Source organism: Ramlibacter sp., assembly GCF_035706265.1.
Classification (GTDB): domain Bacteria; phylum Pseudomonadota; class Gammaproteobacteria; order Burkholderiales; family Burkholderiaceae_C; genus Ramlibacter.
On sequence record NZ_DASSVG010000086.1, the window covers coordinates 1 to 10,098 of the forward strand.

The 10,098-nt window shown below is 70.0% G+C and carries 9 protein-coding genes; 8 read left to right on the forward strand and 1 reads right to left on the reverse strand.

Annotated elements, in window-relative coordinates; all coding sequences use genetic code 11:
- Positions 1–169: 169 nt before the first annotated feature.
- The 5 genes from VFM98_RS03215 (at position 170) to VFM98_RS03235 (ending at position 5,711) form a co-directional block, all read left to right on the forward strand.
- Complete coding sequence (locus VFM98_RS03215) at positions 170–2,260, forward strand: VC_2705 family sodium/solute symporter (protein ID WP_325108458.1); 2,091 nt, start codon at positions 170–172, stop codon at positions 2,258–2,260.
- Positions 2,261–2,341: 81 nt separating this feature from the next.
- Positions 2,342–2,638 (forward strand): hypothetical protein, encoded by a 297-nt coding sequence (locus VFM98_RS03220; RefSeq protein ID WP_325108459.1) that lies wholly within the window; start codon positions 2,342–2,344, stop codon positions 2,636–2,638.
- A complete protein-coding gene (locus tag VFM98_RS03225; RefSeq protein WP_325108466.1) occupies positions 2,638–3,213 on the forward strand; it encodes a tetratricopeptide repeat protein in 576 nt (191 codons plus the stop codon). The genes VFM98_RS03220 and VFM98_RS03225 overlap by 1 nt, the downstream gene beginning before the upstream one ends.
- Before the next feature lie 104 nt (positions 3,214–3,317).
- Positions 3,318–3,575 (forward strand): DUF4212 domain-containing protein, encoded by a 258-nt coding sequence (locus tag VFM98_RS03230; protein WP_325108460.1) that lies wholly within the window; start codon positions 3,318–3,320, stop codon positions 3,573–3,575.
- A gap of 3 nt (positions 3,576–3,578) precedes the next feature.
- Positions 3,579–5,711: a sodium:solute symporter family protein gene (locus VFM98_RS03235; RefSeq protein WP_325108461.1), complete on the forward strand. Its 2,133-nt coding sequence runs from the start codon at positions 3,579–3,581 to the stop codon at positions 5,709–5,711.
- Positions 5,712–5,865: 154 nt separating this feature from the next.
- Here the strand turns inward: VFM98_RS03235 and VFM98_RS03240 are convergent, their stop codons facing one another.
- Complete coding sequence (locus VFM98_RS03240; protein WP_325108462.1) at positions 5,866–6,261, reverse strand: hypothetical protein; 396 nt, start codon at positions 6,259–6,261, stop codon at positions 5,866–5,868.
- 76 nt (positions 6,262–6,337) lie between these two features.
- Here VFM98_RS03240 and VFM98_RS03245 point away from each other — a divergent pair, with 76 nt between their 5' ends.
- From VFM98_RS03245 to VFM98_RS03255, 3 genes are all read left to right on the forward strand, one after another.
- On the forward strand, positions 6,338–8,245 hold the full coding sequence (locus tag VFM98_RS03245) for a DUF294 nucleotidyltransferase-like domain-containing protein (protein ID WP_325108463.1): 1,908 nt from the start codon (positions 6,338–6,340) through the stop codon (positions 8,243–8,245).
- 3 nt (positions 8,246–8,248) lie between these two features.
- Positions 8,249–8,884 (forward strand): 3'-5' exonuclease, encoded by a 636-nt coding sequence (locus VFM98_RS03250; protein ID WP_325108464.1) that lies wholly within the window; start codon positions 8,249–8,251, stop codon positions 8,882–8,884.
- 107 nt (positions 8,885–8,991) lie between these two features.
- The coding region (locus VFM98_RS03255; protein WP_325108465.1) for an MFS transporter at positions 8,992–10,098 on the forward strand (1,107 nt) is incomplete at its 3' end.

The window sequence follows — 10,098 nt, forward strand, 5'->3', positions numbered from 1 at the left end:
TTCGCCCAGTGGCTGGTGGCCGAAGGCATCACCTCGATCTCGCTCAACCCGGACAGCGTGATCGCCACCTGGGAAAAGCTGGCGCAGTAAGGCGCGTTCGCGGCCGGCCTCGCGCGCTGGGCAAAACTACCTAGCGCCGGGTGCGGCCGCGGTGCGATCATCGCTAGCCATGGCTGAACCGGGGACCCGTGGCGCCGCCTACAAGCGGCGCCTGCTGCGCCTGCTCGCGGGCTACGTGGCGTCCTTCCTGCTGTTCCTGCTGGTGCTCGCGTGGGCGGAGCAGCAGGGCGTCTCGCGGGTCTGGCTGGGGCCCATCTTCCTGTTCTCCACGGTGATGATGTACGCGGTGATCGGCATCACCAGCCGCACCACCGACCCCGAGGAGTACTACGTCGCCGGCCGCCGCATCCCGCCGATGTTCAACGGCATGGCGGCCGCGGCCGACTGGATGAGCGCGGCCTCCTTCATCAGCCTGGCGGGCGGGCTCTACCTGCAGGGCTTCGGGGGCAGTCCGGGCCAGCCGGGCGGCCTGGCCTACGTGCTGGGGTGGACCGGCGGCTTCTGCCTGGTGGCGCTGCTGATCGCGCCCTACCTGCGCCGGCTGAACCTCTACACGGTGCCCGACTACTTCGACGTGCGCTACGGGGGCAACTGGCCGCGGCGGCTGGCGGCGCTCGCGGCCGTGATCATCTCCTTCACCTACGTGGTGGCGCAGATCTACGGCATCGGCCTGATCGCCTCGCGCCTGACCGGCGTGAATTTCGAGATCGGCATCCTGCTCGGGTTCGGCGGCGTGCTCCTGTGCTCCTTCCTGGGCGGCATGCGCGCCATCACCTGGACCCAGGTGGCGCAGTACGTGGTGCTGCTGCTGGCCTTCCTGATTCCCGTCTCCTGGCTGGCCTACAAGCAGCTGGGCAACCCGATGGCGCCCTTCGTCTACGGCAAGCAGCTGGAGAAGATCGAGGAGCTGGAACACGGCCTGCTCGCCTCGCCGGCGGAAAAGGCCGTGCAGGAGGAATTCCTGCACCGCGCCGCCGAATACCGCGCCAAGCTGGCCGATGTCGACCGGGCCCTGGCGCACGAGCGCGAGACGGCGCGCGAGCGCGTGCGCCGCCTCAAGCGCGAGGACGCCGATTCGGCGCTCATCGTCGCCGCCAACCGCGAGCTGGCGGCGCTGCCCAAGGACGCCGCGGCGGCGCGCGAGCAATGGACGCGCGCGCTGCACGAAACGCTGCAGCGCGCCAGCGCGCTGGGCGGCCTGCCGCCGCACGGCACGCCCTACGCCGGCGATCCGCGCGGGTCGCCGGCGGAGAAGGCGGCCTTCGGCGAATCGCGCGCCAACTTCCTGGCCCTGGTGTTCTGCCTCATGGTGGGCACCGCGGGCATGCCGCACCTGCTGACGCGCTTCTACACCGTGTCCAGCGTGGCGAAGACGCGCATCTCGGTGGCCTGGGCCCTGTTCTTCGTGGGCCTGTTGTATTTGAGCGTCCCCGCGCTGGCCGTGCTGGTGAAGTTCGAGGTGATGCAGGGGCTGGTGGGCCGCAGCTTCGACGCCCTGCCGTCCTGGATCGTGCAGTGGGCGCGGGTCGATCCCGCCCTGGTTTCGGTCAGCGACATCAACGGCGACGGCCTGGTGCAGTTCGCCGAGATCCACCTGGGCGCGGACATCATCATGCTGGCTACGCCGGAGATCGGCGGGCTGCCCTACGTGGTCTCCGGCCTGGTGGCCGCGGGGGGCCTGGCGGCGGCGCTGTCCACCGCCGACGGCCTGCTGCTCACGATCAGCAACGCCCTGGTGCGCGACCTGTACAGCCAGGACCTGGGGCGCCACATCGGCGCGGAGCAGCGCGTGATCCTGTCCAAGTTCGCGCTGATGGGCGTGGCGCTGCTGGCCGCGATGGTGGCCACGCTGAAGCCGGCGGAGATCCTGCCGCTGGTCTCCGCTTCGTTCTCGCTCGCCGCCTCGGCGATGGTGCCGGCCATGGTGCTGGGCATCTTCTGGCGCGGCGCCACGCGCCCCGGCGCGGTGGCCGGCATGCTCGCGGGCTTCGGCGTGGCGGCCTGGTACATGGTGACCAAGAGCGTGGCCATCCGCGCGGCCCTCGGCCTGGCGGGCGAGCCCGAACTCTGGTTCGGCATCCTGCCCGTGGCCTCCGGCGTCTACGGCGTGGCCGTCGGCGTGGTCATGACGGTGGTCGTCAGCCTGCTGCGCCCCCAGCCCGCCGAGAGCGCCGCGGCGCAGGGGGTGGGCATACCCTAGTCGATCGGCTGCTGTCGTGTAAGCAATCAGTAAGGGTCGGTGCCAACCATCCCGCGCACAGCCAGAGGCAAGGAGACGGGGATGCTGCTGCTGGTGGAGATCGTCAAGGCGCTGACGGAGATCGCGCTGCTCGCACTGCTGGGACAGGGCGTGCTCTGGGTACTGGCCGGTCGCAAGCGGGACCAGAACCCCTTCTACCAACTGTTCCAGGTGCTCACCAAACCGCTGATCCGCGGAGCTCGCCTGCTGGCGCCCCGCGTCGTGCTGGACCAGCACCTGCCTCTGGTGGCCGGCCTGCTCCTGTTCTTCGTCTGGGTGGTGGCGACGCTCACCAGGATCGACCTCTGCCTGCGCATCGGGGTGCACCTGTGCAGGTGATGCGGCGCCTGCGCTGGCTGGGCCTGCGCTGGCGCGCGGTGGCCTGGCTGGTGCTGGAGCGGCGCGAGCGCGCGCTGGCCCTGTTCGACCAGCTCCTGCAGGAATTTCCCGACGACCTCTACGGCCTCGCGAGCCGCGCCCACGTGCTGGCGCAGCAGGGCGATCGTGCGGCGGCCCGGCATGCCTTCGAGCGGCTGCTGGAGCTCGATCCGGCCAACGGCCAGCACTGGTTCAACCACGGCTTCCTGCTCGAGGAGGCCGGTGAATTCGCGCCGGCGGAAGCGTCGTTCCGCCGTGCCACCGAACTGTCCCCCCAGCTCGATCGCGCCTGGTACGGCCTCGGGCTGGTGCTGATCCGGCTCCGCCGCCTCGACGAGGCCGCCGAGGCGCTGAAGCGCAACACGCAACTGCAACCCATGAGCCCGTACGGCTGGTACCAGCTGGCGCGGGTCCATGTGGACCGGCACGAGCCGGAGGAGGCGCGCAGGATCATCCGCCACCTCCACCGGTTCGAGCCCAAGGTGGCCGCGCAGCTGGAACGCGAGACGGGCCTCGCCGTCGCGCACACCGGCTAGCGGGCGCCAACCGGACGGCCCGGTTGCAGCCGGCGGCGCGAGCGGCCGCGGGGCCGCAGTGGCAGACAAGAGCAAACGAGGACAAGGTCCCCCAAGGAGACACGATGGAGACAAGCCCTAGGCATCGGGAGTACTGGCAGAGAAATCTCCGGATCACCGGAATCCTGCTGGCGATCTGGTTCGTGGTGACTTTCGTGGTGGGGTATTTCGCCCGCGACCTGAACTTCAGGTTCTTCGGCTGGCCCTTCAGCTTCTGGATGGGCGCGCAGGGTGCGCTGGTGATCTACGTGGCGATCATCTGGTACTACGCGCGCTACATGAACCGGCTGGACCAGGAATACGGCGTCGCCGAGGAGGAGTGAACCATGGCCACACTCGCACCCGATAACGCCTCCTCCGCCGCCGGCGCGAACCAGGCGTTCCGCAGGCAACTGAACAAGGTCTACGGCTTCTACACCGGCGGCTTCATCGGCTTCGTGCTGGTGCTCGCCGTGCTGGAGCAGATGGGCCTGAATCGCGACTGGATCGGCTTCATCTTCCTGCTCGCCACCATCGGCCTGTATGCGGGCATCGGCATCATGAGCCGCACCACCGATGCCGCGGAGTACTACGTGGCCGGACGCCGCGTGCCGGCCGTCTACAACGGCATGGCCACCGGCGCCGACTGGATGTCGGCCGCCTCGTTCATCGGCATGGCCGGTACGCTGTACCTCACCGGCTACAGCGGCCTGGCCTTCATCATGGGCTGGACCGGCGGCTACTGCCTGGTGGCGCTGTTCCTCGCGCCCTACCTGCGCAAGTTCGGGCAGTTCACGATTCCCGACTTCCTGGGCGAGCGCTACGGCGGCAACCTGCCGCGCTTCATCGGCATCTGCGCGGCCATCCTCTGCTCCTTCACCTACGTGGTGGCACAGATCTACGGCGTGGGCATCATCACCACGCGCCTGACCGGCGTGGCCTTCGAGATCGGGATCTTCCTGGGCCTGGGCGGCATCCTGGTCTGCTCCTTCCTCGGCGGCATGCGCGCCGTGACCTGGACGCAGGTGGCGCAGTACATCATCCTCATCATCGCCTACCTGCTGCCCGTGGTCTGGCTGTCGGTGAAGCAGACCAACGTGCCGGTGCCGCAGCTGGTGTACGGCTACCAGCTGGAGAAGGTGACGGCGATGGAGGAAAAGCTGATCAGCGATCCGAAGGAACTGGAAGTCCGCAAGGTCTCGGCCGACCAGGCCAAGGCGCTGGACGCCAAGATCAAGGACGCGCGCAACGCGCTGGCCGCCGACCGCGCCGCCGCCGAGAAGAGGGTGGCGGACCTGAAGGCCGCCAACGCGTCGCCGACGCAGCTGGCTGCGGCCGAGAGGGAGCTGGCCGCGGTGCCGAAGGACGAAGCCGGCGCCGTCAAGGCCTGGACCGCCGCCAAGGCGGCGGCCGAAGCGCGCGACAAGCCGCTGGGCGGCATGCCGCGGCACGGCGCGATCTTCGCGGGCGACCCGAACGGCGACGCCAAGGCCAAGGAAGCCTACGACACCTCGCGCCGCAACTTCCTCGCGCTGATCTTCTGCCTGATGGTCGGGACGGCGGCCCTGCCGCACATCCTGATGCGCTACTACACCACCCCCAGCGTGAAGGAGGCGCGCAGCTCGGTCACCTGGTCGCTGTTCTTCATCTTCCTGCTGTACTTCACGGCGCCCGCGCTGGCGGTGCTGGTGAAGTACGAGATGTTCAGCGCGGTGGTGGGCAGCTCCTTCGACCAGCTGCCGTACTGGATCTCGGCCTGGAACAAGGTCGATCCGGCGCTGCTGTCGGTGACGGACATCAACAGGGACGGCATCCTGCAACTCGGCGAGATCAAGATCGGCGGCGACATCATCGTGCTGGCCACGCCCGCGATCGGCGGGCTGCCCTACGTGATCTCGGGCCTGGTGGCGGCGGGCGGCCTGGCCGCGGCGCTGTCCACTGCGGACGGCCTGCTGCTCACGATCGCCAACGCGCTGTCGCACGACCTGTACTACAAGATGATCGACCCGAACGCGCCGACGGCGCGCCGCGTGACGCTCTCGAAGGTGCTGCTGCTGGTGGTGGCGCTCGCCGCCGCCGGGGTGGCCTCGCAGAAGCCGGCCGACATCCTGTTCCTCGTCTCCGCCGCGTTCTCGTTCGCGGCCGCCGCCTTCTTCCCGGCCCTCGTGCTGGGGATCTTCTGGAAGCGCGCGACCGGGATCGCCGCGTCGCTGGGGATGATGGCCGGACTCGGCATCACCTTCTACTACATGGTGATGACGCAGCCCTGGATGCGCAGCGTGTTCGGCGTCACCTCGCCGATCGCGGACCACATCTGGTTCGGCATCCAGCCGATCTCCGCCGGCGTTTTCGGCGTGCCGGTCGGCTTCGCCGTCATCGTGCTGGTCAGCCTGATCACGCCAGCGCCGGACCGCAAGACGCAGGAGCTGGTGGAGCACGTGCGGTATCCGAGCCTGACCGGCGCGGCTGCGGCCCGCTAGCAGCCGCTGGCACCTCGTAGGCTGGGGCGGCCGCAGGCCGCCGCAGCTGAGCGCAGCGAAGCCCAGCGCATTGGCACATCGAGACCCCAGCGCGTCCACGCATCGCTGGGGTTTCGCTTCGCTCCACCGCCAGCCTGCGGGCTCCACCGCCCGCCTACGGCCCCGCCGAGATCACCCACTCGCGCGCGCACTTGCGGCAGCACACGTCCAGCTCCAGCTCCTGCGCCACGGGGCGCTGCCGCACGACGCGGAAGCGGCCGTACTCGCCGCAATCCGGGCAGCTCGCCTGGTTGGCCGCGTGTTCGGCCCGCATCAGGAGGAACAGGTAGCGCCGCAGCGCCCAGCCGCCGATCACCGCCGACAGCAGCACGTAGATCACGTCGAGTTCCTGCAGCTCGCCCGAGGCGGTGCGAAAGGCCTCCATGCTGGCCACCAGCGCGATCACGCTGAGGAAGGCCAGCACCATGTGCGCGTGGCTGGAAAGCAGCTGGCGTTCGTACCACTTGCGAAAGCCCACGCGCCCGACGCTGTCGGCGAAGTTGACGTTCATCCCGGTCCTCTCGATGCTTCGCTTGCTTGCTCGTCCGGGCATGGCGCCCGGCGGGCCTGCGGTGTAAATTGCCCGCATGCCCGACAGTCGTCGACCGCCCGGCCCGCCTGCCGGTCCAGCCACGCCGGCCCCCGGGCTGCTGGCCACGCTGCGGGCCGACCTGCTGCGGCATCCGCCCTTTGCGCAGATGACGCCGGAGGCCGTCGACTTCTTCCTGGCCCGCTCGGAGCAACGTTATTACGCGCCCGGCGAAATCCTGCTCCAGCCGACCAGCGGTGCCGTGCAGGAAATCTTCTTCATCCGCCAGGGGGCGGTGTCCGGCGTCCGGGGAATGGCCGAGCTGTCCGGCGGCGCCTTCCAGTACGAGGCCGGGGACCTGTTCCCGATCGGCGCGGCGATGGCGCAGCGGGCCGTCACGGCGACCTATTCGGCGGTCGCCGACACCTTCGTGCTGGTGCTGCCGCGCACGGCCATGAATGCGCTGGCCGAGCGCAGCGCCGCCTTCGCCGATTTCCTCAACCGCCGCATCGCCGGCTTCGTGGACCTGTCGCGGCGCGCGCTGCAGGTGGCCTATGCCTCGCAGACGGTGGCGGAGCAGTCGCTGGAGACGCCGCTGGGCCAGCTGGCCACGCGCGCGCCCGTGACCTGCAGCGCCGCCACGCCGCTGCGCGAGGCGCTGGAGCAGATGCAGCACCGGCGCATCGGCTCCATGCTGGTCACCGACGCGGCCGGGGCGGTGCAGGGCATCCTCACGCGTCACGACGTGATCGGCCGCGTCACCCTGGCGCAGTTGCCGCTGGAGACGCCGATCGGCGCGGTGATGGTGCAGCCGGTGCACACCCTGAGCGTGGCCCACACGGCGCAGGACGCCGCGCTGCTGATGTCGCAGCAAGGCATCCGCCACCTGCCGGTCACGCGCGACGGCGTGGTGGTGGGCCTGGTGTCCGAGCGCGACCTGTTCGCGCTGCAGCGGCTCTCGCTCAAGCAGGTGAGTTCCGCCATCCGCGGCGCTCCCGACGTGCACACGCTGGCGCTGGTGGCGCAGGACATCCGGCGGCTGGCGCGCAACCTGGTGGGGCAGGGCGTGCAGGCGCGCCAGCTCACTGCGCTGGTGAGTCACCTCAACGACGTGCTGACGCAGCGCCTGCTGGAGATCGAGGCCCGCGCGCACGGCGTGCCGCTCGACACCTTGTGCTGGCTCGCCCTCGGCTCCGAGGGCCGCGGCGAACAGACGATCGCCACCGACCAGGACAACGCCCTCGTGCTGCCCGATGCAACCGATGCGGCGCAGCGCCAGGCCGCGCTGGCGTTCGCACGCGCGGTCAACCGCGCGCTGGCGGACTGCGGCTATCCGCTGTGCCGAGGCGGGGTGATGGCGGGCGAGCCGGCCTGCTGCCTCACGCAGGCCGAATGGCGGCAGCGCTTCGCGCGCTGGATCGAGCAGGGCGCGCCCGAGGACCTGCTGCAGGCCAGCATCTACTTCGACCTGCGGCCGCTGGCCGGTGACGCCCGGCTGGCCGAGTCGCTGCGCGAGCAGGTGCTGGCGCAGGCGCGGCGCACGCCGCGCTTCCTCAAGCAGCTCGCGCTCAACGCGCTGGCGCACGGCGCGCCGCTGAACTGGCATGGCGGCATCGAGACCGACGAACGCGGCACGGTGGACCTGAAACTGCAAGGCACGGCGCTGTTCGTCGACGCAGCGCGCATCCATGCGCTGGCGCACGGGATCGCGGCCACCAACACGCGCCAGCGTCTCGAAGCGGCCGGCGCGGCCCTGGGCGTGCCGGCCAGCGAGTACGAGGGCTGGGTGGGCGGCTTCGAGTTCCTGCAGATGCTGCGGCTGCGGGTGCAGCTCGAAGGCGCCGATGCAGCCGGCAACCGCGTGGTCGTGGCCAGCCTCAACGACATCGACCGCCGCATCCTGAAGGCGTCGTTCGGCGTCGCCCGCCAGTTGCAGCAGCGGCTGCGCCTGGACTACGACCGCTGAGAAATGGTCACCCTGTGGCCCCGGCGCGGCGCCGCCGTCGATGAAACGCGATGGCTGGTGGTGGACGTGGAGACCAGCGGCCTCGACGCCGCGCGCGACCGCCTGCTCGCCATCGCGGCGATCGCCGTGCACGTGGACTGGCCGGCGCGCCGGCTGGCGCTGCATGTGGCCGACAGCTTCGAGATCGTCGTGCGGCAGGAAGTGCGCAGCCCGCGCGCCAACATCCTGCTGCATGGCATCGGCGTGCAGCGGCAGCAGCAGGGCGTGCCCGTGGCCGAGGCGCTGCGCGCCTTCGCGCAGTTCGCCGGAGCGTCGCCGCTGCTGGCCTTCCACGCTGCCTTCGACCGCGCGCTGATCGGGCGCCATGCGCGCGCCGCGCTCGGTGCGCCGCTGGCCAACCGCTGGCTGGACATCGAGCACCTGTGCGGCGTCACGCATCCGGAGCTGCGCGCTCGCTCGCTCGACGAGTGGCTGGGCCGCTTCCACATCCAGTGCGCAGCACGGCACCAGGCCATCTGCGACACGCTGGCCGAGTGCGAACTGCTGCTGCGCATCTGGCCGCGCGTGGCCGCCGAGTGCGCGAGCTGGCGCGACGTCGAGCGGCTGGCAGCACGCCACCGCTGGGTCCAGCGCGCCTGAGCGGCGCAAGCCGCACTAGGGAATCTCCGGAGGGGCGCGCGCAGCCCGAGTCAGTTCGGCGTCAGAAGGCGTTCCGACACTCGCGCCACCTATAAAGGAGACAACACATGGCTATCGCTTCGGCCGGCAGGCCGCTGGCATCCGGTGCCGCCAGTGCGCCGATGACGCGCGAGGAGAAGAAGGTCATCTTCGCCTCTTCGCTCGGCACGGTGTTCGAGTGGTACGACTTCTACCTGTACGGCTCGCTCGCCGCCATCATCGGCGCGCAGTTCTTCTCCGGCCTCGACCCCACCTCGGCCTACATCTTCGCGCTGCTCGCCTTCGCCGCCGGCTTCCTGGTGCGCCCCTTCGGCGCCATCGTGTTCGGCCGCCTGGGCGACATGATCGGGCGCAAGTACACCTTCCTGGTCACCATCCTGATCATGGGCGCGTCGACCTTCATCGTCGGCCTGCTTCCCAGCTACAAGTCGATCGGCATCGCCGCCCCGGTGATCCTGATCGCGCTGCGCATGCTGCAGGGCCTGGCGCTCGGCGGCGAGTACGGCGGAGCCGCGACCTACGTCGCCGAGCACGCACCGCACGGCAAGCGCGGCTCCTATACCTCGTGGATCCAGACCACCGCCACGCTCGGCCTGTTCATGTCGCTGCTGGTGATCCTGGGCGTGCGCGAATCCATGGAAGCCAAGACCTGGACCGACTGGGGCTGGCGCATCCCCTTCCTGGTCTCCATCGTGCTGCTCGCGGTCTCGGTGTGGATCCGCCTGAGCCTCAACGAGTCGCCCGCCTTCCAGAAGATGAAGTCGGAAGGCAAGACCTCGAAGGCCCCGCTCACCGAATCCTTCGGCCAGTGGCGCAACCTGAAGGTCGTGATCCTGGCGCTGCTGGGCCTCACCGCCGGCCAGGCCGTGGTCTGGTACACGGGCCAGTTCTACGCGCTGTTCTTCCTGACCACGATCGCCAAGGTGGACGCCACCACGGCCAACCTGCTGATCGCCGCCTCGCTGCTGATCGGCACGCCCTTCTTCATCGTGTTCGGCGCGCTGTCGGACAAGATCGGCCGCAAGCCCATCATCATGGCGGGCTGCCTGATCGCCGCGCTCACCTACTTCACGGTGTTCCCGATGCTGCTGAAGGCGGCCAACCCCGCGCTGGCCGCCGCCCAGCAGGCGACCAAGGTGACCGTCACGGCGGACCCGAAGACCTGCTCCTTCCAG

Excerpts from the sequence above, each read along its gene's own strand:
- VFM98_RS03225 (WP_325108466.1), top strand. The coding sequence starts at position 2,638 with ATGCGGCGCCTGCGCTGGCTGGGCCTGCGCTGGCGCGCGGTGGCCTGG.
- VFM98_RS03235 (WP_325108461.1), top strand. The coding sequence starts at position 3,579 with ATGGCCACACTCGCACCCGATAACGCCTCCTCCGCCGCCGGCGCGAAC.
- VFM98_RS03215 (WP_325108458.1), top strand. The coding sequence starts at position 170 with ATGGCTGAACCGGGGACCCGTGGCGCCGCCTACAAGCGGCGCCTGCTG.
- VFM98_RS03245 (WP_325108463.1), top strand. The coding sequence starts at position 6,338 with ATGCCCGACAGTCGTCGACCGCCCGGCCCGCCTGCCGGTCCAGCCACG.
- VFM98_RS03240 (WP_325108462.1), bottom strand. The coding sequence starts at position 6,261 with ATGAACGTCAACTTCGCCGACAGCGTCGGGCGCGTGGGCTTTCGCAAG.
- VFM98_RS03250 (WP_325108464.1), top strand. The coding sequence starts at position 8,249 with ATGGTCACCCTGTGGCCCCGGCGCGGCGCCGCCGTCGATGAAACGCGA.
- VFM98_RS03230 (WP_325108460.1), top strand. The coding sequence starts at position 3,318 with ATGGAGACAAGCCCTAGGCATCGGGAGTACTGGCAGAGAAATCTCCGG.
- VFM98_RS03220 (WP_325108459.1), top strand. The coding sequence starts at position 2,342 with ATGCTGCTGCTGGTGGAGATCGTCAAGGCGCTGACGGAGATCGCGCTG.